We start from the raw sequence: 26541 nt of genomic DNA, 5'->3' as shown, positions 1-26541 counted from the left end.
GGTGCACAATCTGTGCGAAAGCATAGGTGACCGGGGTATGGGGGCGTCACTGGCCATACGGACATGGCGAGATCCCGGCACCCGACGAGTCTCGGAGGACGGGAGATGGCTGACATGGGGGGATCCGGCCTGCGGTTCGGACTGCTGGGGCCGCTGCGCGCCTGCTACGGGGAGCGGGAACTGGAGCTGGGCCGGCCGCAGCAGCGGGCCGTGCTCGCCGTCCTGCTGGGCGCCGCCGGGCGGACGGTGGCGACCTCGGTCCTGGTCGAGGGCGTGTGGGGCGGAGCCGCGCCGGCCGACCCGCGCAAGGCCGTCCAGCTGGCCGTCTCCCGGTTGCGCGCCGCGTTCCGGCCGTACGCCGGGGACGATCCGCAGCGGATGCCGCTGGTGCGGGTCGGCGACGGGTACGCCCTGCGGGTCCCGGAGGCCGAGGTGGACGCGGCCGCGTGGGAAGCGCTGCTGGCCGAGGCCGGACGGCTGCGGGAGGCGGACGCACCGCCGCAGGAGGTACGGGAGGTGCTGCGGCGCGCCCAGCGGCTGTGGGCCGGCGAACCGCTGGCCGGGCTGCCCGGGCCGCACGCCGAGGCCGTGCGGGCCCGCCTGGCCGAGCAGCGGATCTCGGCCAAGGAGGCGCAGCTCGAACTGGACGCCGAGCTCGGCGACCGCACCGACCTGACGGCGGAGGCCGCCGCGCTGGCCCTGGAGCACCCTGGCCGGGCCCGGCTCACCGCCGTCCTGATGCGCGCCCTCTACCAGGCGGGCCGCAAGACCGAGGCGCTCGCGGTGTTCGAGGACGCCCGCGCCTCGCTCCCTCCCGGTGAGCACGGCCCGGCCACGCTGCAGCTGCGCATCCTGCGCGAGGACGCCACCCTGCTGCCCGCCACCGCCGCGACCGCCGAGCCAGCCGCCGACACCTGGCAGGCGCCCGACCAACTCCCCTCCGGGCTACCCGACTTCACCGGACGCGCCGAGGAGGTCGAGGCCCTCGTCGACCGCCTCGCCACCGCCGGCGGGCGGGCCGTCGTGATCTCCGCCCTGGACGGCATGGGCGGCGTCGGCAAGACCACCCTCGCCGTGCACGTGGCCCGGCAGATCCGCGGGCGCTTCCCCGACGGGCAGCTCTTCGCCGACCTGCGCGGCGCCGACCGCACCCCGCCCGACCCGGGCACCGTGCTCGCCGGCTTCCTGCGCGCCCTCGGCGTGGCCCCCGCCGAGATCCCGCCGGACATCCGGGAGCGCAGCGCGCTCTACCGCTCGGCGCTGGCCGGGCGGCGCGTCCTGGTCGTCCTCGACAACGCCGCCGCCCACGACCACGTCGAACCGCTGCTGCCCGGCTCGGCCGGCTGCGCCGTCCTCATCACCAGCCGCCACCGGCTGGCCGGCCTCGCCGGGGCCCACCAGCTGCGCCTGGACACCCTGCCGCCCGAGCAGGCGCTGGAACTGCTCACCCGCATCGTCGGCGCCGAGCGCGCCGCCGCCGAACCCCGGGCCGCCGAGGAGATCGTCCGGGCCTGCGGGCTGCTGCCGCTCGCCGTCCGCATCGTCGCCTCCCGGCTCGCCGCCGACCCCTCGCTCACCCTGGCCGCCCTCGCCGAAGGGCTGCGCCAGGAGCACCGGCTGGCCGAACTCAGCGACGGCGAACGGACCGTGGAAGCCAGCTTCGCGCTCTCCTACCACCGCCTCGACGCCGAACTCGCCCGCGCCTTCCGGCTGCTCGCCCTGCCCGACGCGCCCGACATCCCGCTGCCCTGCGCCGCCGCCCTGCTCGACCGCCCCGAGGCCGGGACCGCCGAGCTGCTCGAAACCCTCGTCGACCTCAACCTGCTGCACTCCCCCCGGTTCGGCCGCTACGGCTTCCACGACCTCGTCCGCGCCTACGCCCGCGGCCGGCTCGCCGCCGAGGACGGCGCCGCCGAACGCACCGCCGCCGCCGACCGGCTCACCGACTTCTGCCTCGCCACCGCCCGCAACGCCGACCTCGCCGCCCGCAAGGCCGACCCGGTCGAACTCAGCCTGCTCGGCGTCCCCGTCCGCTCCCCGGGCCGGGCCTTCGCCGACGGCGCCGAGGCGGTGCGCTGGATGCGCGAGCAGGCCGAGGTGCACGCCGCCGCCATCGCCCTGAGCTGCGCCGATCCGGACCTGCCGCTCGACCGGGCCGCCGAACTCGCCGACCGGATGGGCGCGGTGCTCTCCGAGCGCACCCAGACCACCGTCATCGTCGACCTCGCCGAGCACCTGGCCCGGGAGGCCGCCGCGCGCGGCGACCACGGCCCGCTCGCCCTCGCCCGGTACCTGCGCGGCGCCAATCTCTGGCACGTCAACCGCTACGCCGAGTCGGAGGCGGAGATCCGCCGGGCCGTCGAGCTCTGCTCGTCCGCAGCCGGCTCCTCGGCACCCGGGTCGTCGGCACCCGGGTCGTCCGCAGCCGACTCGTCCGCAGCCGACTCCGCCCCGACCCGCTCCGCCGCGCCGACCGAACGCGTACTCGCCAAGGCCCTGCTCACCCTCGGCGGCAACGCCCGCATCCACGGCCGCTACGCCGAGGCCGCCGAGCACGCCGGCCGCGCCGCGGAGCTGTTCCACCGCCTCGGCGCCGAACGCTCCGAGGGCAGCGCGCTCGGCGAGTTCGCGTTCAGCTGCGCCCAGACCGGCCGGCTCGCCGAGGCCCGGGACGCGGCCGAGCGCGGCGCCCTGCTGATGAGCGGCTCCGGGCCGGTCTCCGCCGCGACCGGCCGCTACTACCTCGCCCGGGTACTGCGGCTGTGCGGTGACCCGGAGGCGGCGCTCGCCCACGCCGCCGGAGCCCGCGAGGAGTTCGCCGCCCTCCAGGTCACCGTGTTCGAGGCCGCGGCCGGCGACCTTGCCGCCCGCATCCACGCCGAGGCCTGCCGCTGGCTGCTCGCCGTCGACGCCGCCGAGGCGGTCCTCCCCCTCGCCCGCCGCACCAGCGCCGCCCTGGAGGCCGCCCTGCTGCGCACCCTCGGCACCGCACTCACCGGCCTCGGCCGCCCGCGCCAGGCCCGGGCCTGTCTGGCGGACGGGCTGGAGGTGTACGAGCGGCTGGGCCTCGGCGAGGACGCGGCGCAGGTCAGGGAGCTGCTGGCGGCCCTGGAGTAAGGCGCGGGAGCAGGGCACGGGAGCAGCACGTGCGGGAGCAGGGCACGGGAACAGGGCACGGGAACAGGGCACGCTACGCGCGTTGACCGCTTGTCTACCGCGGTCCGGGACCGTCTTTCTCGTCAGGCCCCGGACCGCAGCGGTGCGGCCGGGGCGACACCACCGACGAGAGGCGCGACATGCCCACGCTCCCGCAGCACGGCCAGACCTGGACGCTCAAGTCCGCCAACGGAACGGTCGCCGACGTCCGCTCCAGCCAGACCGCCGCCGGCACCGCCGTCCAGTCCTGGGGCTCCAACGGCACCACCGCCCAGGGCTGGACCTTCTGGGCCAAGGAGGGCGGCTCCTTCCTCCTGGAGACCCAGCTGACCGTGGGCCGGCACGCCCCCGGTCAGGCCATGGTCGTGGACTACAACTACTCCACCGGCCAGGCCTGGCTCTACAACGAGCACAACCAGCCCAACCAGCACTGGTGCTTCGAGGTCCTCGACAACGACTGGTTCCGGATCCGGACCACGCGTACCGACGAGGGCGAGCGCTTCCTCACCGCGGCCGCCCCCGGCTCGCCGCTCACCCTCACCGCGAAGGACGACGCCAACCCGGCGCAGCGCTGGCAGCTCGTCCCGGCCGGGGGCGTCAGCGGCGGCGGTCAGCAGCAGCGGCCCCAGGAGCAGCCACAGCCGCAGCCCCAGCCCGGCGGCGGTGACTACCGCACCGAGATGCTGAACGCCGTCAACGCCGAGCGCGGCCGCGTCGGCGCCCCGGCGCTGCGCCTGGACGACCGCCTCAGCGCCGCCGCCCAGCGCCACGCCAACGACATGGCCTCGCACGACCTCACCCAGCACGACGGCACCGACGGCAGTTCCCCCTGGGACCGCATCCGCGACGCCGGCTTCACCTCGCGCGCCTCGGCCGAGAACGTCACCCCGGGCAACAGCGTGCCGGAGGCCATGCGGATGTGGATGAACAGCCCGCACCACCGGGACAACATCCTCAGCCCCGCCTACAACCAGATCGGCATCGGCTACGCGCCCCGCCAGCGCGGCAACTGGGGCCGCTACGTGCAGACCTTCGGCCAGGCCTGAGACCCCCTCCACCAGCAACAAGGAGTCAACACCCATGACCTCGAACGCTGCGGACCTGATCCGCGTCGCCCGAGACCAGGTCGGCTACCACGAGGGGCGCGGCGGCGGCCACTGGAACAACATCCAGCGGTACTCGCCCGCCGTCCCCGGTCTGGAGTGGTCCCAGGGCCAGGCCTGGTGCGCCACCTTCGTCGCCTGGTGCGCCCAGGAGTCCGGCAACGCCGGGCTCTTCCCGGTGAGCGCCTCCTGCGCGGAGGGCGTTGCCTGGTTCAAGGAGCGCAACCGCTTCACCGAGTACCCGGTGCTGGGCGGCCAGGTCTTCTTCGGCCCCGGCGGCGGCAGCCACACCGGCCTCTGCATCGCCTACACCGCCTCCACCATCACCACCGTCGAGGGCAACACCAACGACGGCGGCAGCGCCGAGGGCGACGGCGTGTACCTGAAGACCCGTGAGCGCCGCTCGGACTGGGTCTACGGGTACGGCGTCCCGGACTTCGCCGAGGGCGTTGTGCTCGCCGACCCGGCGTGGAAGGACCGGCCCGGGGCGCTCTGGTTCGGGCTCGAGGCGTCCGACGCCGACCGGCCGAGCGGCGGTGCCCGGGCCGATGGATCCGGCGGCTCCGGCGGCTCGGGCGACGGCTACGAGCCCTTCCCCGGCGCCGACTTCTTCCACGACGGACAGAAGAGCGACGTCATCACCCGGATGGGCGAGCGCCTCGTCGCCGAGGGCTGCTCCGCCTACGCCGAGGGCCCCGGCCCGGAGTGGTCCGACGCCGACCGCGAGTCCGTCCGCAACTGGCAGCACAAGCTCGGCGACTCCGGCGCGGACGCCGACGGCATCCCCGGCCCCAAGCAGTGGGCCGCGCTGGAGGTCCCGCGCGGATGACCCCGAGCGCTTCCACCACACCACACACCACAAGGAGAACCCAGATGAGCACGCTCACCCGTACCCGCCGGCTCCTCGCCTCGCTCGGCGCCGTCGCGGCCATCGCGGGGGCGGCCGTGGTCACCGCCCCGACCGCCCACGCCGCCGCCGGCTGCGACCTGGCACCCGCCCTGCATACCCCCGAGAAGGTCTACAACGGCGCCACCGGCGTCCTCGACCTGCCCTCCGACAACGAGGCCAACGGCCAGTGGATCGGCGTCTACACGCCCAACAACCAGTCCACCGCCCAGACCTGGTCGTTCTGGAAGTACTGCGACGGCACCACCGCCATCTCGCACGGCGGCGAGGGCAAGGTCGTCGACCTCGACACCAGCTCGGGCACCGTCCGGCTCTGGGACACCCCTGACGGCTGGGAAGGCCTCAACCACCCGGCCGGAAGCGGGATACCGGCCAACCAGAAGTGGCGCCTGACCGACGACGACCGCGGCTGGTACCTGATCCGCAACACGGCCACCGGCCAGTGCCTCACGTCCAAGGGCGTCGCCCAGCCCACCTCGGTGACCTCCTGCAACACCGGCGACCCGGCCCAGCGCTGGCTGCTCCGCTGAGCCACCTGACCCGCACACCCGGGCCCCGTCGCGCTCCCCTCAGGGGTGGAGCGCGACGGGGCCCGGAACGTGTGGGTCAGGTGAGGCCGTGGGTGCCGCAGCACCGTGCGCGAAGTCGGGATCGCGGTTACGTTGACGGGATCTGCCGCCAACCCGTCAGAGGTGGACGATGAAACCGAGGGTCCTGGTCAACGAGGTGAAGGGCGAGGGACCGCCGGTCGTCCTGGTGCCCGGCGGGCTCACCGGATGGGTGTCGTGGACACCGCTCGCGGACACCCTGTCAGCGACACGGAGGACCATCAGGGTGCAGCCGATCCACAACGAGCTCGGCTCCGCCGGCGAGCGCGGGGACGCCGGATACACCGCGGCGGTCGAGCGTGAATCGCTGCTCATGACCGTGGACGCCCTCGGGGTCGAGACGGCCGACTTCACGGGGTGGTCCGGCGGTGGGCGAGCCCTCATCGAATTCACGCTGGCCCATCCGGAGCGGGTGAGGACGCTGACGCTCGTGGAGCCCGCGGCGTACTGGATCCTCGACCGCCTCGGCGAGTCCGACCCCGAGGTCGCCCGCTTGAACCGGTTCCTGCATGCGCTGGCCGGACAGGACGTGAGCGAGGAAGACCTGGCCGAGTTCCTCGAACTCGCCGGACTCGCGCCCTCGAAGGACCGGGCCCGCGACCACCCCGCCTGGCCGCGCTGGGCCCCGCACCGGATGGCCCTGTCCTGGAGCCCGGAGCAGGCCGACCGGCCCGACCGCGACGTCGCCGAACTCGCCGGGATCCACTGCCCTGTCCTCCTGGTCCACGGCTCCGCGACCACCGACTGGCTCAAGCGGGTCACCGCCGTCCTCGACGAACGACTGCCCGATACCCGGGTCCTCGAACTGCCCGGCGACCATGCCTGCCACCTCGAGAACCCGGACGCATTCCTCGCCGCGTTGGAGCGACACCTGGCCCAGTGAGCCGACGTCGAACACCGCGCGGAGCCGAGGAAACGACGAACACCACCGCGAACGGCCCCTGACCTGCGGCCGGCTCGACACAGCGGGCGGCGCCCGCATCCGGAGCCCGGCCCGCCCACGATGTGGATGCCGCGGCTCGGCATCGGCCTTCACGCCAAGGCCGCTGTCGATGACTGGAACCCTGTCCGTCCAGGCATACCGTCGATACGCCGCCGGCGGGTCCGGCTGCAACTCCCCCACGAGCACAACCGGACCCCCCGACTGGTGGCCGGGCCCGGACGCGACTCCCCCCACGGAGCTGCAACTGGGCCCGCATCCTGTTCACCGGCGACACGCAGCGTACATGCCATCTCCACGCAGCGCTACCGCATGCCGATGCCAGTGCGATTCCGGGGCGCACCGGGGCACCGCCGGGAGGAGGCCTTGGCGGCGATCACCGCGTCGTCGCGGGTCGACTGCCGGTCGAGGTACCGGCGGTGCGCCGGCGGCCGGCTTCAGCACATCGACGGGGCGTTCGGCGACGATACCGTCCAGGCCGGCGCAGGGTCCTCGGCCGATGACGTAGACGGGCCGGCCTGCCGGCGGAACCGGACTGAGGGATGATGGTGGAACCCTTGCCGTTCGGCCGCCCGTTACCGGGCAGCCGGGGCGGCCTCCCATCTCCCAGCCGGGCGACAGAGCGGAGGTCAGCGGATGGACACCGCTGACGAGCGCAACGAGGCACCGACCCCGGTGCATCTCGGCCCGTCCGTGCCAGGTGGACTGCTGGACCTGCTGGGAGTGGCGGCGATCGTCCTCGACCATGACGGACGGATCACGTTGTGGAGCCCGCAGGCACGGGAACTGTTCGGCTGGACCTCCGAGGAGGCGCTGGGCCGGCCCGCGGCGAAACTTCTGGTCCCCGAGGAGCACGTGGGCCTTGTGCTGGAACTGTTCGCCACCGTGATGGCCAGTGGCGAGAGCTGGGCCGGAGTGTTCCCCGTCCGGCACAAGGACGGCTCGACGCGCCTGGTGGAGTTCCGCAACATGCGGCTGCGGGACAAGGACGGCGCCCGCTACGCGCTCGGCATCGCAGCCGACGAAGCCGTCGTACGCGGTGTGGAGCGCGACCTGGCGCTGTCCGCCCGGCTGGTCGCCCAGTCCCCCATCGGCCTGGCGGTACTGGACACCGACCTGCGCTACCTCCTGGTCAACCCGGCCCTCGAACGCATCAACGGCCTGCCCGCCCCGCAGCACCTCGGACGCAGCGTCCCCGAGATGCTGCCGTTCCTGGACACCGACGCCATCGAGGCCGCGATGCGCCACGTCCTGACCGGCGGACTACCCCTGCTCGACCAGTTCACCACCGGCCGCACTCCCGCCGACCCGGACAGCGAGCACGCCTGGCTGGTCTCGTACTACCGGCTGGAGGACCCGGGCGGGCGGGTGCTCGGCGTCGCACTGTCGGTGGTGGACGTCACCGAGCAGCACCGGGCGGACCGCCAGGCCGTCCAAGCCCGCCGCCGGCTCGCCACGATCGCCCGCGCCTCCACCCGGATCGGGACCACGCTCGATCTGGCGACCACCGCCCACGAGCTCGCCGACACCGTCGTCCCCGATCTCGCCGACATCGCCGCCGTGGACGTTCTCGACGCCGTTCTCGGTGCCCGCGCCGCCCACGGCCCCCCGAGCGGCCCGGCGCTCTTCCGCGCGCTCGCCGTCCAGAGCGCCTACCCCACCGACGCCGCCGGCGCCGCCGACCCGGTGGGTGAGCTCACCCGGTACGAGGCCGACCGGATGGTCACCCGCTGCGTGGCTACGGCCCGGCCGGTCCACATTCCCCATGTGCGCTCCGACCACCTCGCCCGCATCGCGCGGGACGAAGCGGCCGCCGCCATCCTCGCCCGCACCGGCGTCCACTCGTATCTGGCCGTGCCGCTGATAGCCCGCGGCGAGGTCCTGGGCGCACTCGACCTCAAACGGGCCCGCAACCCGCTGCCCTTCGACGCCGACGACGTCCTCCTCGCCGAGGAACTGGCCGCCCGCGCGGCCGTCTGCATCGACAACGCCCGCTGGTACCAGGCCCAGCTCCAAGCCGCCACCACCCTTCAACGCCATCTGCTTCCCCGCACTCCGCCCAGCGCGCCCGGCCTGAACGTCGCCTGCCGCTACCAGCCCGCCGGCACCCCCGGTCATGCGGGCGGCGACTGGTTCGACGTCATCCCCCTCCCCGAAGGCCGCACCGCCCTGGTCGTCGGCGACGTCATGGGCCACGGCATCACCGCCGCCGCCACCATGGGACAACTGCGCACCGCCGCCCGCACCCTGGCCCGCCTCGGACTCGAACCCGCCGACATCCTGCGCCAGCTCGACCAACTCACCGACGACCTCGAGGAGACCATCGCCACCTGCGTCTGCGCCGTGTACGACCCGGGTGACGGACTGTCCCTCGTCGCCCTCGCCGGGCACCTGCCGCCCGTCCTCGACCGGGCGGGCCACCGCCCCGTCCTGCTCGACCTGCCCACCGGCGCTCCGCTGGGCACCGGAGGGCTGGTCCCCTTCACCACCACCCGCCTCCACCTGGCGGCCGGAAACCGTCTGGTCCTCTACACCGACGGCCTCGTGGAACGACGCGACCAGGCACTCGACAGACGCCTCGACACTCTCATCGACATCCTCGCCGGCCCAAGGACAGACCTCGAAACCACCTGCGACCACCTCCTCGCCGCCCTCACCTCGTCCACCGGCAGCGACGACGACGTCGCCCTCGTCATCGCCGAGGTCGAAACGTGACGGCCAGGGCAGCCGGTCCGCGCGGCGGCGGCTCAGCCCAGCCCAGACATCCCGCCGGCGTTCGGCGATCGAGAACACGCGGGGGTCGACGGGGCCGATACCCGTTCCAACCCTCACCCGTGGCTTCGGACCGGTGACTTGGCGCGACGGACCGGGCGATCCGGGCCCATCGGCTCAGGATGGTGTGGGTCGGCGTGCCTTCCCAAGGCGGTCCGAGGAGGGCACGCTGGAAGGGAGGCCGCTCCGGTGATCCCGGGAGCGGACTCGGGACAGCGGCCTCGCAGAACCGACGCCCTCGGGTGGCGGGAGGGAAGCGAGATGACCGAACAAGCCGCTACCACGGATATACGCTGGCATATCGCCGGTGATTGGTTCGACACGTGCAACTGCACCATCCCCTGCCCCTGCACGTTCGCCCAGCCGCCTACCTTCGGCGACTGCGAGGGGATCATGGCCTGGCACGTACGTGAGGGCAACTTCGGCGACGTGCGGCTCGACGGCCTCAACGCCCTGATGGTCGGCTCCTTCGTCGGCAACCCGTGGGCCGGCGAGCACACCGACCCGCGCGCCGCCGTCTTCTTCGACGAGCGCGCCGACGAACAGCAGCGGGCCGCACTGGGGGCGATCTTCGGCGGACAGGCCGGCGGATGGCCCGCACAGTTCGTCGAGATGTTCCACCCCGAGATGCGGGGCATGGAGTTCGCGCCCATCGAGGTGACCGTCGATGAGGACCTCGCCACCTGGAGTGCGGAAATCCCCGGCCGGGTCAGGGCGGCCGCGGAAGCCCTGACCGGGCCCACGACGCCCGAAGGCGCACGGGTACAGGTCCACAACGCTCCGGGCTCAGAGGTCGGGCCGGGCCGGATCGCCACCTGGGGACGGGCCACCACCCACCGGGCGAACGTGTTCGGCTTCACCTGGGACCGCACCGGAACGTCCAGCAAGCACTTCCCGTTCGACTGGAGCGGCCCGAACTGAGCGGCACCCCCCGCTCCGACGCTTCGAGGTGGTTTCCACGGCGCCCGCCGCTCGCGACGGTGAGCGCTACATCATGTCGCTCGGGGTGAGCCCCGGCAGCAACCAGCTCTGGAACGGCGCCAGCACGGCCAGCACCAGGAACGCCACCCCCGTCACCCGGGCCAGCAGCGGACCGCGCCGCCACAGCTTCTCCAGGAAGACCACCACCGCGATCCCCGCCATCGCCGCCACGTTCATCACTCCGAGCGGCACCAGCACCACCATCAGCGCCCAGCAGCAGCCCAGGCAGTACCCGCCGTGGTGCAAGCCGACCCGCAGGTCCCGCACCGGCGGCCGGTAGCCCGCGTAGTGCATGAGCTGGGCCATCGGGCTGCGGCAGTGCCGCAGGCACACGTACTTCAGCGGACCCAGCTGGTACAGCCCCGCCAGGGCGAAGGCCGCCGCGCCGATCCACTTCCCGGCCTCCGGGTCCCGCTCCACCAGGCGGCCGGTGAGCGCGAGACCGCCGTACGCCAACAGCCCGAAGGCCGTCCACACCAGCAGGTAGCCGCCCAGGAACTCCGAGGTGCGCAGCGCCCGCGTGGTACCGCTCGACTGCCGGGCGATCCCGCGCGCCCAGGTCACCGCCACCGGTGCCACCGAGGGCAGCATCATCGCCGCCATCATGGCCAGCCACAGCAGCAGGAACAGCGGCAGCGCCATCCCCATCGTGCCCGGCTCGATCCCCATGTCCCGGGCCTGCCCGACCGTGAACACCCAGGCCAGTGTCGCGATCACCACGATCAGGGACCACGCCACCGCCAGATCCCTGACGGGCATCAGCACCCCGGTACGCAGCGGCTGCTTCTCCACGGTGACGGTACGCATGCTTCTCTCCCGATCGGCCCTTCCAGGACAGCACAGATGCGCCGACGGCAAAACCCGGTGGCTGCCCCGGACGAAGGTGCGCAGCGCACCGCCGAAGCCGGCCCCCCTGGATCGGCCTGCAAGACCTCAGGCGCACCCCGGCCAGGCGTGAGGCGCCGGGGCGAGCAGGCCGGGCCCCGCTCACACCGCGACGCCGTATCCCGACGGCAGGCCCGTCGTCCCCGGCTCGGCGCCCGCCGCGGGCAGGTGCCGCACGGCCGGGGTGAGGCCCGGGCCGGCGCCCGCCTGCCACTCGCGCGGGGAGACGCCGTAGGCGGCGCGGAACGCCCGGCTGAAGTGACTGGCGCTCACGAAGCCCCAGCGGCCGGCGACCGTCGCCGTGCTCGGCCGGCCCGGCCCCGGACGGGCCAGGTCCCGGCGGGACATGTCCAGCCGCTGGCGCTGGATCCAGCGGGCCACCGTCACCCCCTCGAAGCGGAAGAGCTTGTGGAGGTACCGCACTGACACGTGGTGGGCCGCCGCGATCCGCTCGGGCGAGAGGTCCGGGTCGCCCAGGTGGCGCAGGATGTGGTCCTTCACCCGGGCCAGGGTGGCGAGCGCCGCCTCGGGCGCCTCCGGGACGGACCGGCCGCGGCGCTCGTGGGCGAGCACCGCGAGCAGGTCGAGCGCGGTGGCGGCGAGCCAGGAGGCCAGCTGCGGCTCCATCGAACCGGCCGACCCGGAGAGGCACTCCAGGTAGGCGGCGACCAGCCGGGCGGTGCCGTCGCCGGTGTCGAAGGCCGTCGCGGTCAGCGCCCGCAGGTCCTCCTCTGAGACGCCCCCGGCCGACCGCGGCCAGTGGAAGGCCGTGAAGAGGAAGGGCTCCGGAAGCTCCTTGGTGAACGGCCTCCCGGCGTCGGAGATCGCGAAGGTGCCCGGGCGCAGCTCCACCCGGTGGCCGTCCTGGACCAGCCGGGCGGTACCGCGGTGCTGGAGCGCCAGGGTGAGGTGGTCCTCGCCGCCGCGGGCGATCAGCTCCGCGCTGCGCTCGACCCGCTGCGGACCGGCCTGCACCAGGGAGACCTGGGTGGCGCCCAGGCCGTGGCTGGTGATCGTCGCGGGGGCGGGCGCGCTGTCGAGCAGCGTCACGTCCAGCGGGATGAAGGTGCGGGATACGGCCTCGTGCCAGTACGCGGCGCGGTCGGCGGGTGGCACCAGGGCGGTGTCGAGAACAACGGACATCGGTACTCCTCGAACAGCTGTCGACCGGATCGGCCGGACCGGCCGGACCGGTGTCGCGGTGTCGGGTGGGCACGGACCCTCGTCGGGGCGGTGGGACGGGGTCACCAGGAACGGCCGTGCAGGGCGACGTGCACGGTGTCGACGGCCTGGATCAGCGCGGCCCGGGCGGTGCTCGTGGGGCGGTTCGCGCCGATCAGGAGGAAGCCGTGGACGGCCCCCTGGTAGCGCATCGCCACCACCGGGACCCCGGCCGCGCGGAGCCTGGCCGCGTAGGCCTCGCCCTCGTCCCGCAGCACGTCGGCCTCGGCGGTGACCACGAGGGCCGGCGGCAGCCCGGCGAGCTGCTCCAGCGAGGCCCGCAGCGGCGCGGCGGTGGGCTCGCTCCGTCGGTCCGCCTCGGGCAGGTAGTCGTCCCAGAACCGGCGCATGTGGTCGCGGTGCAGGAAGTAGCCCGCCGCGAACCGCCGGTAGGAGGGAGTGTCGAAGTCGGCGTCGGTGACCGGGCACAACAGCACCTGGTGGGCCAGCGGCACGTCGCCGCGCTCCCGGGCCAGCAGGGTCACCGCCGCCACCAGGTTGGCCCCGGCGGAGTCGCCGACGGCGGCCATCCGCCGTCCCGCCAGTCCGATCTCGTGGCCGTGCGCGTGGATCCAGCGGGCCACGGCGTAGCACTGCTCGACGGCCACCGGGTAGCGGGCCGCGGGCGCCCGGGCGTAGTCCACGTAGACCACGGCGGCGTCGGTGCCCAGGGCGAACTCCCGGATCAGCCGGGCGTAGCAGGCGGCGTCGCCGAGCGACCAGCCGAGGCCGGGAAGGAACAGCACGACGGGGCTGGGCTCGGCGGCGCCGACAGGTCTGGTCACCTGGACGTGCACCCGTCCGGTCGGTCCGCAGGGCAGGGCGAGCCACTCCGTCGTGGTGCCGTACGGGTCGTCCTGGTCCCCGTACGGCTCGTCGGCCGGCCCGCCGTGCGACCCGTCGGTCGGAGGACTGTCCGGGGCGAGGAAGGAGAGGTCCGGCGGTTCCGTCGCGGACCGGCCGGCTCGGGCGTCCAGGAACTCCTGGAGCGCCCGGTCGAGCACCGGGCGCCGGTCGGGCAGGGGGGTGGGGTCGGACAACTCTTGCTCCTGGCTTCGGTCGACGGGCACGGTGGCTCCGTGTGTGCCCCGGCCGTGGTGGCCTGTTCGTGCCCTTCGGCGGGCGGCCGGCTCCTCAGCCGGTTTCGTCGTGCGGGCGTGCGCGCCACTCGCGCGGCGAGACGCCGTACGCGGCGCGGAAGGTCCGGCTGAAGTGCGCCGGGTTGACGAAGCCCCACCGCTGGGCGACGGCCGAGACCGTGGGCACGGTGCGGCCCCGCCGGGCCAGCTCGCGTGCGCAGGCGTCCAGGCGGAGCTGCTGGACGAGGCGGCTCACCGTCACGCCCTCGCCCTCGAAGAGCCGGTGCAGGTAGCGCACGGAGATGTGGTGGGCCTGGGCGATCCGCTCGGGCGACAGGTCCGGGTCGCCCAGGTGACGGTCAACGTACTCGCGCACCCGGTGGACCAGGTGCGCGTTCCGGGCGCCTGGCTCGTCGGCCGTCCGGGTCGGCGCCAGCTGGGCGATCAGCGTGCTGAACAGGTCGGCGACGCTGCCGGCCAGCCGGTCCCCGACCGGGGCGGGGTAGGAGTGCGCGGAGGCGGCGAGGACGCCCAGGAAGGGCAGCAGCACCGGTCCGCACCCCTCCGTGGGGCCGACGGCCGTCGCCGAGGCGTGCCGCAGCTCTCGCTCCGGCACCCCGAGCAGCCGGCGCGGCACGTGGAACAGGTGGGTGCGGAACCGCTGCGGGTAGTCCACCGCGTACGGACGCGCCGTGTCGTATAGAAACAGCCCGCCCGGCGGCACCTCCGCGCGGCGCCCGTCCTGCTCCAGGACGGCCCGGCCGGACACCTGCAGGCCGACCCCGACCTGCGGCTCGCTCCGCGGCGTGCGCGCGATCAGCGCCGCCGTGCGGGACAGCCGGGCCGCGTCCGCCTCCAGGGTCGAGATCCGCACGTACCCGAGGCGGTGCGATTCCAGGAGTCCGTCGAAGGGCCGCCCGGTGTGCGGGTGCACCTCCAGCGGCACCAGCGACCGCGACACCGCTCCGCTCCAGAAGGCCGCCTTGTCACCGTCCGCGACCGACGCCGTCGTCACCCGCAATCCCATCTGACCGTCCTTCCGCCGGAGTCCTGCGCACTCTCAGCGTGGACCGCCCGCGCGGCGGGCCGGTAGGTCATCTGACTGTCGTGTTCGGGTGATACGTCACGAAGGTCGGCGAGCTGACCGGGGCCGACCGGCCCGCCGGGTGTTCCCGCAGGTCAGCCGCCATCCAGGGCGTGGGCGAGCGCCGCCCGCGTGGTGATCCCGAGCTTCGGGAAGATCTTGTAGAGGTGGGCCCCGACCGTGCGGGGCGACAGCTGGAGCTGCCGGCCGATCTCCTTGTTGGTCAGACCGGTCGCGGCCAGCCGGGCGATGCGCAGCTCCTGGCCGGTCAGCCCGGACGGGTCGGTGGCCGGTCCGTCCTGCGGCAGGGCCACCGAGTCGCCTGCGGCCCGCAGCTCCTGCTCGCACTGCGCCGCCCAGGGCGTGGCCCGCAGCCGGAGGAACACGTGGTGGGCCGCGCGCAGCGTCTCCCTGGCCCCGGGCCGGTGGCGACGGCGCAGCCACGCGCCGTGGGCGAGCCGCAGCCGCGCGAGGTCGAACACCCACTGCTCGGCGCCCGGCACCTCGTACGCGGCGCGGTAGGCGGCGTCGGCCTCGTCGTCGTCCGCGGCCAGAGCGGTGGCGGCCGCACACAGGAAGGCGTGCCGGCCGGAGAACTCCGCCGAGCGCGACGCGGCTCCGGCCACGAGGTGGGCCCGGGCCTCCTCGTGCCGGCCGGTGTGCACGGCGGCCGTGACCAGGTCGAGGACCAGGGCGTGGTGCCAGGGCGGGCCGCCGGCCAGGCGCCCGGGCGGGGTGAGCTCGCAGAAGTGGGCGTACGCCTCCTCGTAGCGCCGGTGGGCGAGCGCGACCAGGCCGCGCAGGTGGGTCAGGCGGTCGAGGACGTAGCGCATCCGGGCGCGCGTGGCGGTCGGCCGGACGGTCCGCTCGATCTCCTGGAGCCCGGCCTCGTCGCCCCGGCCGGCCAGGAAGTGGGCGTAGTACTGGCGGAACATCAGCCCGTTGGTGTGGTACCCGAGCTCGTCCGCCATCTCGGCCTCGCGCAGACAGACGGCGGCGCGGTCCCAGTGGCCGAGCAGGTAGTCCTGGTGGGCCTTGGCCTTGGCCACCGAACCCTGGGTGGCGTAGCCGTGCCCTCCGGCGAAGCGCTGCCACAGGTCGCCCATCGGACAGTCCAGCGCCGAGGCGGTCCACAGCAGGAGCCAGGCCGCGCCGGCCTCCTGCTCCTCGGTCATGCCTTCGGCCGTCGTCCGCAGGGCTGCGGCCGTGTCCGGGCCCGGGTCGGTCCAGGCCCGCAGGCAGAGCCGGCCCGCCTCGGAGACGTTCTCCCGGTGCCGTTCCAGGGCGCGCCAGGCCCAGGGGTCGTCCGTGTACGTCGCGGCCAGGAGGAGTTTGAAGTACACCTGCTCGACCAGTCCGCCGAAGGTGTCGGCGCCCGGCGCGGTCAGGGCGTCGAGGGCGGCGGGCAGCAGCGCGGCGGAGGACTCGAAGTCGACGTGGTGGCTCTGGTCGGCGTAGACCACCGCGTACGAGAACAGCGGGGCGATGTCCGGCGGGACGGTGCCGGCCTTCAGTTCCTCCACCAGGGCCGCGGTGTGGCGCAGCTGCCCGCCGCGGGCGGACATCACCGCGGCCCGGGTGAGCCTGCGGACGCGGTCGCAGGAGCTGGGGCTGAGGGCGGCGGCGCGTTCCAGCAGGAGCGCGCCCTCCGCCTCGCCACCCCGGTGGGCGAGGTCCTGGCCGGCCTCCTGGAGGCGGTGCGCGAGGCCCTCGTCGGGCAGCAGCGCGGCGGCAGCCTCGTGGACCAACCGCCGGGGGTCCTCCGGTGCCAGGGCGCCGGACAGTGCGCGGTGGGCCTCCCGGAGCGCGGTGTCGGAGGCGGCGGAGACGACGGCGGTGCGGACCAGGGGGTGCCGGAACACGAGCTGCCCGGCCGGGTCGAGCCGGGCCAGGCCCTCCGCCTCGATCCGTTCCAGGATCTCCCGCGCGTTCTCGTCCGCGAGGGCGCGGAGCCACTCGGCGCTGCCGGAGTCCGGGCCGGCGGCCAGGGCGCCGAGCAGCAGCAGGCGGCCGACCTCCGGCGTCACCGTTCCGAGCCGTTCGGCGAACATCCGCTCCAGCTTCCGCCCCAGGGGCAGCCGCTCGGGCAGCGGAGCGGCTCCCCGCTGCTGGGCGTCCGCCAGTTGGCGCGGCAGCTCGACCAGCGCCAGCGGGTTCCCGGCCGCCTCGGCCAGGACACGCTCCTTGGCCGGCGCCGCGAGTTCGGGGAAGCGGGTGCCCAGTAGCTGGGCCGCGTCCTCCCGTGGCAGGGCCGGGACGTCGACGGCCTCGGCCGACCACCGCTGGGCGACCGGTCCGTCCGGGCGGGTGGCCCCGACGATCACCACCGGCAGCTCGGCGCACCGCCGGTGCAGGAAGGCGAAGACGGTCGTGCTCGACGAGTCGATCCAGTGCAGGTCGTCCAGGACCAGCAGCACGGGGGCGGTCCGCACCGCCTGTTCCAGCAGGGCCAGGGTGGCGGCGCCGACGGCGAAGCCGGTCGGGGTCCCGGAGCGGACGCCGAACGCGGTCTCCAGGACCTCCCGCTGGTGCGCGGACAGCGCGTCGGAACGCTGGAGCAGCGACCAGAACGCCTGGTGGAGGGCTCCGAACGCGAGGTCCGTCTCCACCTCCGTGCCGACCGCGCGCAGGACGGTGAACCCACGCTCGCGCGCCGCGCGCTCCACCCAGGCCACGAGTGTGCTCTTGCCGACACCGGCGTCGCCGCGCAGCAGGACGGTGGACCCGCTCGCGCCGTCCACGGCCTGGACCAGCGCCGCGGTCAGCAGCTCGGTCTGCCGCTGCCGGCCGATCAGGGCCGGAAACCGTCTGTCCTCCGCCACTGGTTCGTCTCCCTCGGGAAGGCCGGTCCGCTCGCCGGGCACCCAAGGCTACCGCCGCGGAATCCACCGTTCCCACCAGCGGAAACGACCCCGGACCCCGGGGCCCGGCCGGCCCCTACGGCGTGTCACTCGCGGTAGAGCAGGACGGAGGCACCCGCCAGGACCGCGCTGGCCACCAGAGCCCAGGCGATCTGTCCGTGCAGGACCAGCAGCGCGCCGGGGCCCGCGCCGGCGAGCATGGTGACGACGGAGAGGACCTTGCGGCGCTGACGGGGGGCGGTGCCGCCGGCGGGGCGGGAGTCGGCGGCCAGGCCGGTCAGGGTGAGGGTCAGCACGGTGGTGGTGAGGTCCGGTATGCCCAGGCTCCGCACGGTGGCGTTGCGGATGCCCATCGCCAGGGCGAGCAGGGCGATCACCGCGTACTGCGCGGCCCCCTCGGGACTGTGGACGAAGAGGACGGCGGCGGCCGCGGCGTGCAGCGCGGCCTCCAGGGCGAAGGCCGCGCGCAGCCGCGCGGGGCGCCGGGTCGCGGTCTGCCGGGTCGCGATCCGGCCGGCCACTCCCGCGCCGAGGAGGAAGGCGGCGAGGGAGGTCAGCGAGCCGACCACGGAGAAGCCGGGCGCTCCGGCGAGGGCGAATGCGATGACGACGACGTTGCCGGTCATGTTCGCGGTGAAGACGTGGCCGAGGCCGAGGTAGCTGATGGCGTCGATCAGGCCGCTGACCAGGGTGAGGCCGAACAGGGCCAGGGCCAGTGGGTGGCGGTCGTGGATCTGCGGTCCGGACGGTTGCGGCGGCGATGGGGTGGTCACGACGGCTCCTCGTGCGAGCAAAGGGGGATGCGGGTGGGGCACCGCCTGATCCAGGCGGTGCCCCGTGACGGAACTGACGGGCGTGTCAGAAGAAGCAGGGGTCCATCGGCACCTGGGGCTGCCCGGGCAGGGCGAGGCCGCGGGCCGCGCGCCAGGCGTGCTGCTCGCCGGAGGCCGCGGCGGCCTCCAGGACACCTTCGGCCTGGTGCACGCCGGCCAGGCCGGGGGCGGGGGTGGCGTGGTAGCCGCCGAAGCGGGTGACCGGGCTCCAGGACGGCGACACCGCGGGCAGCTCGGGCGCGAGGCCCTGGTGCTCCTGGGTCGCGTGGACGATGCGTCCGCCGACGACGGTCAGCACGGACTCGATGTGCGGGATGTCGGCTTCGGGCACGGTGAAGTAGTCGGCACTGAGCAGCGCCAGGTCCGCGTAACTTCCCACCGTCAGACGCCCCTTGACCTCCTCCTCGCCGGTGAGCCGGGCGCCGCCCAGGGTGTAGAGCTCCAGGGCCTGGGCGCGGTCGAGCCGGTTGTGCTCGGCCGCCAGGCGCCGGCCGCTGACGGCGCGGCCGGAGACCAGCCAGTGCAGGGCGACCCAGGGGTTGTAGGAGGAGACCCGGGTGGCGTCGGTACCCGCCGCGACGGTGAGGCCGCGGTCCAGCATCGCGCGCAGCGGCGGCGCCTCGGCGGCGGCGGGGGCGCCGTAGCGGGAGACGAAGGCCTCGCCCTGGAAGGAGAGGCGGTTCTGCACGGAGACGGCGCCGCCCAGGGCGGCGATGCGGTCAAGGCTGTCCGGGCTGACGGTCTCGGCGTGGTCGAAGAGCCAGCGGTTGCCCTGAGGGAAGAGGCCCTCGGCGGCGAGCTTCTCGAAGACGGCGAGGTCCCGGCGGATGGTCTCGTCGTAGGTGGCGTGCAGGCGGAAGCCCCAGCCGTTCTCCGTCAGCAGCCGGACGGCCTTCTCGAACTCACTCTCATAGGAGCCCAGTTGCGGCCTGGGCTCGGTGAAGTTCTCGAAGTCCGCGGCGGCCCAGGTGAGGTTCTCCCCCGCACCGTTGAGGCGCAGCCACTCGTCGCCCTCCCCGGGGCGGACGGTGTTCACCCAGCGGGTGAGGTCGTCCAGCTCCTGCCCCGCGGTCTGCGGGAAGAGGTGGTAGGCGATGCGCAGGCTCAGCTCGCCGCGGCGGGCAAGCTCCATGACGGTGCCGTAGTTCTCGGGGAAGCTCTGGAAGCCACCGGCGGCGTCGATCGCGGAGGTGAGGCCGAAGCGGTTGAGCTCGCGCAGGAAGTGCCGGGTGGAGCCGATCCGGTCGGCCTCGTCCAGGGTCGGCGCCTTGGCCAGGGTGGAGTAGAGCAGCAGGGCGCCCGGAGCGGCGATCAGCAGGCCGGTCGGTTCGCCGTCGTGGCCTCGCACGATCTGGCCGCCGGTCGGGTCGGGGGTGTCGCGGGTGAAGCCGGCGGCGCGCAGGGCGGCCTTGTTGAGCAGGGCCGACTGGTAGAGGTGCAGCACGAAGACGGGGGTGTCGGGCGCCGCGGCGTTGAGCTCCGCCAGGGTGGGCAGGCGCCGCTCGGCGAACTGGTCGGCGGACCAACCGCCGACCACCCGCACCCACTGGCCGGGCGGGGTGCGCTCGGCCTGCAGCCGGAGCATCGCCAGGGCCTCGCGCAGCGTCGGGACGCCGTCCCAGCGCAGCTCCAGCACGTAGTTGAGGCCGCCGCGGATGACGTGCAGGTGCGCGTCGTTGAGTCCGGGCACGGCCCGGCGGCCGAGCGCGTCCACCACCCGGGTGCCGGGGCCGACCAGCGGGACGACGTCCGCGTCGTCGCCGACCGCCTGGATCAGTCCGTCGCGCACGGCCACGGCGGTGGCCTGCGGGCGGCGCGGATCGTTGGTGAATACCTTGGCGTTGCGCACGACCAGGTCGGCGGGCTGCTCGGGAGTGCCGGGACGGACCCCGGCAACGGGCATGGTGGACAAGGGAAGTCCCTTCGTTCGGTGGTCTTTCGGCGCGGGGCCGCCCATCGAACCTAGGCAGCCGACGGCGGGCGAGGGTCTCCGCAGCGCATCGCCAGTTGCCCGGCAGTGCACTTCGGCGGCCGGCGAGCCCGGTTCGGCCGGTGGTGCGTTGTGGGAACAGCCCCGGGCGCACAGCGAGCAGAACCTTCCGCCCATCCCGGCCTAATGTCGTTGACGTGACGCCGAGCCGATCCGGCCAGTGTCTGACGCAGTGTCAATTCCCTGCATTCCCCATCCCCTGCATACCCGAGGAATGAGAAGAATCATGGTCGACTTCGCCAACGTCCACGCCGCCCCGAGCCCGGACCTGCTCACCCCGGACAACGCGATGATGCTGTTCGTTGACCACCAGCCGCAGATGTTCTTCGGCACCGGCAGCGGCGACCGCACCGCCATCATCAACGCCACCGTCGGCCTGGCCAAGGCCGCGAAGATCTTCGACGTGCCGACCGTGCTGTCCACCGTCGCCGCCGAGTCCTTCTCCGGCCCGATCCTGCCGCAGTTGCAGGCCGTCTTCCCCGACCAGGAGGTCATCGACCGGACCAGCATGAACGCCTGGGAGGACGAGGCCCTGGTCGAGGCCGTCAAGGCCACCGGCCGCAAGAAGATCATCCTGTCCGGCCTGTGGACCGAGGTCTGCCTCGTCCTGCCGGCGCTCTCCGCGCTGGACCAGGGCTACGAGGTCTACGTCGTCGCCGACGCCTCCGGTGGCGTCAGCCCGCTGGCCCACGAGCACGCCCTGCAGCGCATGACCGCCGCCGGCGCCATCCCCGTCACCTGGATCCAGGTCCTCCTGGAGCTCCAGCGCGACTGGGCCCGCACCGAGACCTACGTCGCCGTGACGGACCTCGTCAAGGAGCACGGCGGCGCCTACGGCATGGGCATCGTCTACGCCCAGTCGATGATCAACCCGCACGCTGCCGGCTGACGGTGTCGGAGATGAACACGGGTCTACTCCTGCTGCGTCTGGTCGCCGGCCTGCTGATCGCGGGCCACGGCGTCCAGAAGGTCAGCTTCCACCTCGGTGGCGGCGGGCTGCAGGGCGGCAGCGCCGAGTTCCGGGGCGACGGCTTCCGCGGCGGCAAGCTCACCGCGATAACCGCCGGCGGCTCCCAGATCGGGGCCGGGCTGATGCTGGCCGCCGGTCTGCTCACCCCGCTGGCCGGCGCGGGTGTGATGGGCGTGATGACCGTCGCCCTGACGGTCAAGTGGCCCCACGGGCTGTGGGTTCAGCACGACGGGTACGAGTTCCCGTTCGTCCTGATCGTCATCGGCGCGGCACTGACCGCGACCGGCCCCGGAGAGTGGTCGGTCGACGGGGCCCTCGGCCTGGCGCACTGGCCGCTGTGGTGGCTGCCCGCGGCCGTGGTCGCCGGTGTGGGCGGCGGCCTGGTCACCCGGTTCGCCCTGCACCGCAGCTGAGGCGGCCGGGACCAGACGGGCCCGGGCCCCTGGATGGGAGACCACTCAGGGGCCCGGGCCCGTTCGGCACGAAGAACACGAAGTACCGAGAGCAAGGAGCGAGTTGATGACGGCGACGACGACGGAAGCGAAGCGCGTACCCGAACCCGGCCCGACGGCGGCGGGGACGGGGACACCCGCGACACCCGCGACCTCGGACCAGGCGCACGACCCCGGCGCCGGGCCGGACCTGCACGCCATGACCCGGATCGCCCTGCGGCCCATCGCCTCGCCGATGCCCCTGGGCTTCTTCACGGTGGCCATCTCCTCCGCCGTGACCAGCAGCCTGCAGCTCGGCCTGATCGACGGTGCGCACCGGCAGGCCGTGGCGCTCACGGTCTTCTCCGCCTTCGTGCTCCAACTGCTGGTCAGCGTTCTGGCGTTCGGCGCCCGTGACGTCATCGCGGCGACGCTGATGGGCGGGTTCGCCGGCGCCTGGCTGGCCAACGGCCTGGTCACGGCGACGGGCTCCCAGGGCGGGGCGCAGGTGCTGGGCGTGATGAACCTGGTGTTCACGGTCTTCGCCGCCCTGATGGCCTCGGTGGCGAGGCCGAAGAAGGTGCTGTGGCTGCTCCTGATGATCGCCGTACCGCGCTATTTCGTAGCCGGCCTCCACGGCGTCTCGGGCGCGGCCTGGCTGGGCCACGCCGCCGGCGCACTCGGCATGCTCCTCGCGGCCGTGGCGATGTACGCGGCCTACGCCCTGATGCTGGAGGAGCTCCGGGGCAGGGAGGTCCTGTGGATCGGGCGCAGCGGTCCCGTCCGGGACGCCATGCACGCGGGGCTGGCCGGCCAACTGAACCGGCTGGAACAGCAGGCGGGGGTGCGCCGCACCCTGTAGCCGGCGCCCTGTCCCACCGATCGGCCCCGCCACGAACGTGACGCGATTCGGCTGTGCTCTACCGGTCCTCGGTACGAGCACAGCCGAATCGCGTTTCACCTCCGGCCCGAGGCGGGAGCCCCCGACCCGCGACCGCCTCAGCGACCCCCGACCAGTCGGCTCAATTCGGCGTCCCAGTCGATCAGTTCGGCCTCACCACCGCGGGGCACGAGGGCGAAGCTCCGCTCGCGCAGCCAGCTGTTCACCGGCTCGACCGGGACGTCGATCGAGGCGGTGCCGTCGTCCTTGCGGAGCGTGATCCGCAGCCGCCGGCGACCGTGGCAGCGGCACGGCGGCGATATCCGCACGTCGCCCATCCCGGCCGGCCGGTGCAGGCCCTTCCAGAGCAGGTCGCGGGAGAACTCCCAGGTGCCGACCTCCGGGTCGGAGCCGGGGAACTCCATGACCACCGAGAACGGCTCGTCGCCGCGGTACACGAAGCGCACCGGAAGATCGATGAACTTACCCTCCCCCAGATGGAGTTGGGCGTCCACGGCGAGCGCGGCGGAGTCCGCGCCCGCCCCGGGGCCCTGGTCGGGGAGCGGATGGCGTCCGGGCACGGTACCTCCAAGGACGGTGAGGGAAACGGAAAGTGCCGGGCCCGCCGACGAACGGGCCCGGCACTGAGCGGAGCCGGGCCTGCCGACGAAACAGGCCCGGCCCGCGGTCACTCCCCGTACTCGGGGGTGACGACCAGGTGCTCGGCGAGGAACCAGACCTGGGTCTCGCCGGTGCGGATGATCTGGGACACCAGGAGGTCCTGGGTACCGTCGTCACCGAGCTCCGCCGTACGGGTGGCGGCGTCGCGGACGTCGGCGAGCACGGTCTCGTGCGCGTCGAGGAGGCGCGAGAGCATCGACTGCGCGCCCTCGATGCCGTCCGGCGGGCGCGGCACGCCCGTGATCTGGGCAGCGTGGCGGGGGTCGCCCACTGCGACGCCGCCGAGGCTCTGCACCCGTTCGGCGAGCGCGTCGACCAGCTCCAGCTGCTCCTGGGCGTGCTTGTCGAAGAGCAGGTGCAGCTGGTAGGCGGTCGGCCCGCGCATGCCCCAGTGGTACTTCTTGTACAGCGCGTACAGGAACTGGGTGTCCGCGAGGACGCGGTTGAGCCGCTGGCACGAGTACTGCCGGGCGTCATGGGAGAGCGCGATCGGCAGCTGGGTGACGGTGCCGAACTCCTGGATCTCGGGACCGTGCTGGTGGAGGCGAGGCTGGCTGGTCATGGTGCTCCTGGGACTAGGCGGTGGCGGGGACGGTCAGTTGGCGATGGACCGGACGGCCTCGCGGATCACGTCGGCGACGCGCTCGGGCTCGGAGAGCATGACCAGGTGCGAGGAGTCCACCTCGACCGTGGTCGCCCCGGCACGCCGGTAGCCGAACCGCTGGACATCGGGGTTGAGGGTCCGGTCGGCAGCGGCGACGATTCCCCAGGACGGCTTGCTCTTCCACGCGGCGGTGGGCGCGGCCTCGCCGAACGCGGCGGCGGCCAGTGGCCGTTGGGAGACGGCGAGGACCCGGGCGAGGCCGGGGTCGACGTCGGCCGCGAAGATCGCCGGAAGGCGGTCGGCGTCCACCGAGACGTCGGTGCCCTCGCCACTCCCGTCCTCCAGCGGGAAGGGGGTGTACACCAGGGCGGAGGCGAGCTCGGAGTCGGGGAAGCCGCCCTGCAGCTCGCCCAGGCTCTCGCCCTCCTCCAGCGCGTAACCCGCCAGGTACACCAGCGCCTTGACGTTCTCCTCGGCGCCCGCCACGGTGATCACGGCGCCGCCGTAGGAGTGGCCGACCAGCACGACCGGCCCGGGAATCCGCCGGACCACCGACGCGATGTACGCGGAGTCCCCGGTCAGGCTGCGGTTGGGGACGGCCGGCGCCACCACCTTCAGTCCGTCGGCCAGCAGGCCGGGGATGACCCGGGCGAAGCTGGAGGCATCGGCGAAGGCGCCGTGCACCAGTACGACGGTGGGCGTGTCGTTCGTCGTCATGAAGGGGTCCTTACTGGGGCCTCGTCGAGGCCTCCGGATCATTGGCATCTGTGGGCCTCAGGCTAGGAACGCGCGAGCCCGGGGCCTGTTCCGACGGCGCACTGCCTGCGGTCGGTCCGCGCACCGTATGCAGGAGTCGGGGCCCCGTCGCCGGTGCGCACGACCTCAGCGCTCTCGGACGATTCGGGGTGCTCTCTGAGGCAACCGGCCGGCGGCGGCCGACCCTAGCCTGTGTCCCGTCGCAGCCACCCGCTGCCGTAGGGAAAGGAAAACCCATGCCGTACATCACCGTTGGCCAGGAGAACTCCACCTCCATCGACCTCTACTACGAGGACCACGGCTCCGGGCAGCCGGTCGTCCTCATCCACGGCTTCCCGCTGAACGGCGCCTCCTGGGAGCGTCAGAGCGCAGCCCTGCTGGAAGCCGGCTACCGGGTCATCACCTACGACCGCCGCGGCTTCGGTCAGTCCTCGCAGCCGACCACCGGCTACGACTACGACACCTTCACCGCGGACCTCCACACCGTGCTGGAGACCCTCGACGTCCGGGACGCCGTGCTGGTCGGTTTCTCGATGGGCACCGGCGAGGCCGCCCGGTACGTGGCGACCTACGGCTCCGAGCGGATCGCCAAGGTCGCCTTCCTGGCCTCGCTGGAGCCCTTCCTGCTGAAGACCGACGACAACCCGGACGGCGCCGCCCCGAAGGAGTTCTTCGACGGCATCGTCGCGGCGGTGAAGGCCGACCGGTTCGCCTTCTACACCGACTTCTTCAGGGACTTCTACAACCTGGACGAGAACCTCGGCACCCGGATCAGCGAGGAGGCCGTCCGCAACAGCTGGAACGTCGCCGCGAGCGGCGGAGCCTTCGCCGCCTCGGCCGCGCCGACCACCTGGTACACCGACTTCCGCGCCGATGTCGCCCGCATCGACGTGCCCGCCCTGATCCTGCACGGCACCGGCGACCGCACCCTGCCCATCGAGAACACCGCCCGCGTCTTCCACCGGGCCCTGCCCTCCGCCGACTACGTCGAGATCGAGGGCGCCCCGCACGGCCTGCTCTGGACCCACGCCGAGGAGGTCAACGCCGCCCTGCTGGCCTTCCTCGCGAAGTAGGCCCGGTTGGCCGCGACACCCCCGACCGCGGCCGGCCGTCCAACCGGCACCGCCGTCGCCGCCCTGGTCCCGGACGGCGCCGGCGGTACCGGCCACCCACCCGCGTCCGGCGTCCCGTCCACCGGGGACGCCGGACGCGTGCCACGACCAGGAGTTCCCCCGTGAAGCTCCGGTCAGCCCGCCGTATGATCCCGCTGGTGGCGGCGCTCGCCGCGCTGACGGCGGTCCCGGCCGGCGCGGCAGCCCAGAGCACGTACCAGGGCCCACACCAGAGCACGACCACCAGCACGTCCCAGGGCGCCGCGGCCGAACGGCCGGGCAGCCACCGGCAGTTCGCCGTCGGCCCGCAGTACGACTCCACCCACGTCTACGTCGAGCCCGGCACCGAGCAGGCCTTCGTGGCCAGTTGGACGTCCACCTTCGCCGGCACTCACCGGCTACGGCGTGCCGGACCTCGGCGCCACCCTGGAACGGGCGAAGGCCGCCGGCGCCTCGGTGCTGTCGGGACCGGTCCGCGCGGGCGGCCGGGACAGCGCCATGGTGCGGTTCCCCGGCGGCTACATCGCGGAGATCCACACCGACCGCTGACCGGCGGGACGCAGTCGTCGACGGGGGGGCGGGGGGGGGAGGGGGGGGGCCCCCCCCCCCCCCCCCCTCGGCCCGCCACCCCGCGGGTCCCCAGCCGTTCCCCCCCCCCTCCCGCCCCCTTCCCCCGACCCCAGGGGA

General features: G+C 73.8%; 22 protein-coding genes. 12 read left to right on the top strand and 10 right to left on the bottom strand.

The annotated features are described in order from the left end of the window. Nucleotides 1-105: 105 nt before the first annotated feature. The 7 genes from ACZ6NC_RS19885 (at nt 106) to ACZ6NC_RS19855 (ending at nt 10407) form a co-directional block, all read left to right on the top strand. On the top strand, nt 106-3117 hold the full coding sequence (locus ACZ6NC_RS19885; RefSeq protein ID WP_465734457.1) for an AfsR/SARP family transcriptional regulator: 3012 nt from the start codon (nt 106-108) through the stop codon (nt 3115-3117). Between the two features lie 179 nt (nt 3118-3296). Beyond that, a complete protein-coding gene (locus ACZ6NC_RS19880) occupies nt 3297-4202 on the top strand; it encodes a CAP domain-containing protein (RefSeq protein ID WP_465734455.1) in 906 nt (301 codons plus the stop codon). Between the two features lie 34 nt (nt 4203-4236). Continuing rightward, entirely contained in the window at nt 4237-5088 is an 852-nt protein-coding gene (locus ACZ6NC_RS19875; RefSeq protein WP_465734453.1) for a peptidoglycan-binding protein, read from the top strand. A gap of 44 nt (nt 5089-5132) precedes the next feature. Further along, nucleotides 5133-5696, top strand: coding sequence for an RICIN domain-containing protein (locus ACZ6NC_RS19870; RefSeq protein ID WP_465734451.1), 564 nt, complete (start codon nt 5133-5135; stop codon nt 5694-5696). Nucleotides 5697-5865: 169 nt separating this feature from the next. Continuing rightward, nucleotides 5866-6657 (top strand): alpha/beta fold hydrolase, encoded by a 792-nt coding sequence (locus ACZ6NC_RS19865; protein WP_465734449.1) that lies wholly within the window; start codon nt 5866-5868, stop codon nt 6655-6657. Nucleotides 6658-7350: 693 nt separating this feature from the next. Beyond that, the gene (locus tag ACZ6NC_RS19860) at nt 7351-9429 is read left to right on the top strand and encodes a SpoIIE family protein phosphatase (protein WP_465734447.1); all 2079 of its coding nucleotides are present in this window, start codon (nt 7351-7353) and stop codon (nt 9427-9429) included. A gap of 318 nt (nt 9430-9747) precedes the next feature. Continuing rightward, nucleotides 9748-10407, top strand: coding sequence for a DUF1326 domain-containing protein (locus ACZ6NC_RS19855; protein ID WP_465734445.1), 660 nt, complete (start codon nt 9748-9750; stop codon nt 10405-10407). Nucleotides 10408-10473: 66 nt separating this feature from the next. Here ACZ6NC_RS19855 and ACZ6NC_RS19850 read toward each other — a convergent pair whose 3' ends face one another. The 7 genes from ACZ6NC_RS19850 to ACZ6NC_RS19820 all read right to left on the bottom strand — a co-directional run bounded on the left by ACZ6NC_RS19850 (nt 10474) and on the right by ACZ6NC_RS19820 (nt 20333). Beyond that, nucleotides 10474-11274: a DUF2182 domain-containing protein gene (locus ACZ6NC_RS19850; RefSeq protein WP_465734443.1), complete on the bottom strand. Its 801-nt coding sequence runs from the start codon at nt 11272-11274 to the stop codon at nt 10474-10476. Nucleotides 11275-11454: 180 nt separating this feature from the next. Further along, on the bottom strand, nt 11455-12495 hold the full coding sequence (locus tag ACZ6NC_RS19845; protein ID WP_465734441.1) for an AraC-like ligand-binding domain-containing protein: 1041 nt from the start codon (nt 12493-12495) through the stop codon (nt 11455-11457). Nucleotides 12496-12596: 101 nt separating this feature from the next. Next, nucleotides 12597-13613 carry an alpha/beta hydrolase gene (locus ACZ6NC_RS19840; protein WP_465734439.1) on the bottom strand — a complete coding sequence of 339 codons (1017 nt, stop codon included), beginning with the start codon at nt 13611-13613 and terminating at the stop codon, nt 12597-12599. A 94-nt stretch (nt 13614-13707) separates the two neighbouring features. Then, nucleotides 13708-14679, bottom strand: coding sequence for an AraC-like ligand-binding domain-containing protein (locus ACZ6NC_RS19835; RefSeq protein ID WP_465734437.1), 972 nt, complete (start codon nt 14677-14679; stop codon nt 13708-13710). Nucleotides 14680-14831: 152 nt separating this feature from the next. Continuing rightward, entirely contained in the window at nt 14832-17558 is a 2727-nt protein-coding gene (locus tag ACZ6NC_RS19830; protein ID WP_465734435.1) for an AAA family ATPase, read from the bottom strand. Nucleotides 17559-17683: 125 nt separating this feature from the next. Beyond that, nucleotides 17684-18370 carry a YoaK family protein gene (locus ACZ6NC_RS19825; RefSeq protein ID WP_465734433.1) on the bottom strand — a complete coding sequence of 229 codons (687 nt, stop codon included), beginning with the start codon at nt 18368-18370 and terminating at the stop codon, nt 17684-17686. Nucleotides 18371-18455: 85 nt separating this feature from the next. Next, the gene (locus ACZ6NC_RS19820; protein ID WP_465734504.1) at nt 18456-20333 is read right to left on the bottom strand and encodes an amidohydrolase; all 1878 of its coding nucleotides are present in this window, start codon (nt 20331-20333) and stop codon (nt 18456-18458) included. Between the two features lie 313 nt (nt 20334-20646). On the opposite strand from ACZ6NC_RS19820, the gene ACZ6NC_RS19815 reads away from it, so the two are divergent. From ACZ6NC_RS19815 to ACZ6NC_RS19805, 3 genes are all read left to right on the top strand, one after another. Next, nucleotides 20647-21309 (top strand): hydrolase, encoded by a 663-nt coding sequence (locus ACZ6NC_RS19815; RefSeq protein ID WP_465734502.1) that lies wholly within the window; start codon nt 20647-20649, stop codon nt 21307-21309. An 11-nt stretch (nt 21310-21320) separates the two neighbouring features. Then, a complete protein-coding gene (locus ACZ6NC_RS19810) occupies nt 21321-21803 on the top strand; it encodes a DoxX family protein (protein WP_465734431.1) in 483 nt (160 codons plus the stop codon). A gap of 106 nt (nt 21804-21909) precedes the next feature. Continuing rightward, on the top strand, nt 21910-22683 hold the full coding sequence (locus tag ACZ6NC_RS19805; protein WP_465734429.1) for a GPR1/FUN34/YaaH family transporter: 774 nt from the start codon (nt 21910-21912) through the stop codon (nt 22681-22683). Nucleotides 22684-22820: 137 nt separating this feature from the next. On the opposite strand, the gene ACZ6NC_RS19800 is transcribed toward ACZ6NC_RS19805, so the two are convergent. From ACZ6NC_RS19800 to ACZ6NC_RS19790, 3 genes are all read right to left on the bottom strand, one after another. Continuing rightward, nucleotides 22821-23282 carry an SsgA family sporulation/cell division regulator gene (locus ACZ6NC_RS19800; RefSeq protein WP_465734428.1) on the bottom strand — a complete coding sequence of 154 codons (462 nt, stop codon included), beginning with the start codon at nt 23280-23282 and terminating at the stop codon, nt 22821-22823. 107 nt (nt 23283-23389) lie between these two features. After that, nucleotides 23390-23944: a Dps family protein gene (locus tag ACZ6NC_RS19795; protein WP_465734426.1), complete on the bottom strand. Its 555-nt coding sequence runs from the start codon at nt 23942-23944 to the stop codon at nt 23390-23392. Between the two features lie 33 nt (nt 23945-23977). Then, nucleotides 23978-24703 carry an alpha/beta fold hydrolase gene (locus ACZ6NC_RS19790; RefSeq protein WP_465734424.1) on the bottom strand — a complete coding sequence of 242 codons (726 nt, stop codon included), beginning with the start codon at nt 24701-24703 and terminating at the stop codon, nt 23978-23980. 275 nt (nt 24704-24978) lie between these two features. On the opposite strand from ACZ6NC_RS19790, the gene ACZ6NC_RS19785 reads away from it, so the two are divergent. Together ACZ6NC_RS19785 and ACZ6NC_RS19780 are read left to right on the top strand one after the other, a co-directional pair. After that, the gene (locus tag ACZ6NC_RS19785) at nt 24979-25815 is read left to right on the top strand and encodes an alpha/beta fold hydrolase (RefSeq protein ID WP_465734422.1); all 837 of its coding nucleotides are present in this window, start codon (nt 24979-24981) and stop codon (nt 25813-25815) included. A gap of 444 nt (nt 25816-26259) precedes the next feature. Then, nucleotides 26260-26403, top strand: coding sequence for a VOC family protein (locus tag ACZ6NC_RS19780; RefSeq protein ID WP_465734420.1), 144 nt, complete (start codon nt 26260-26262; stop codon nt 26401-26403). The last annotated feature ends 138 nt before the right edge of the window (nt 26404-26541 follow it).

It is taken from the genome of Kitasatospora sp. NPDC041988 (assembly GCF_055588525.1).
The sequence above is the reverse complement of the archived record's forward strand: the minus strand, read 5'-3'. Positions and strand labels throughout refer to the sequence as shown.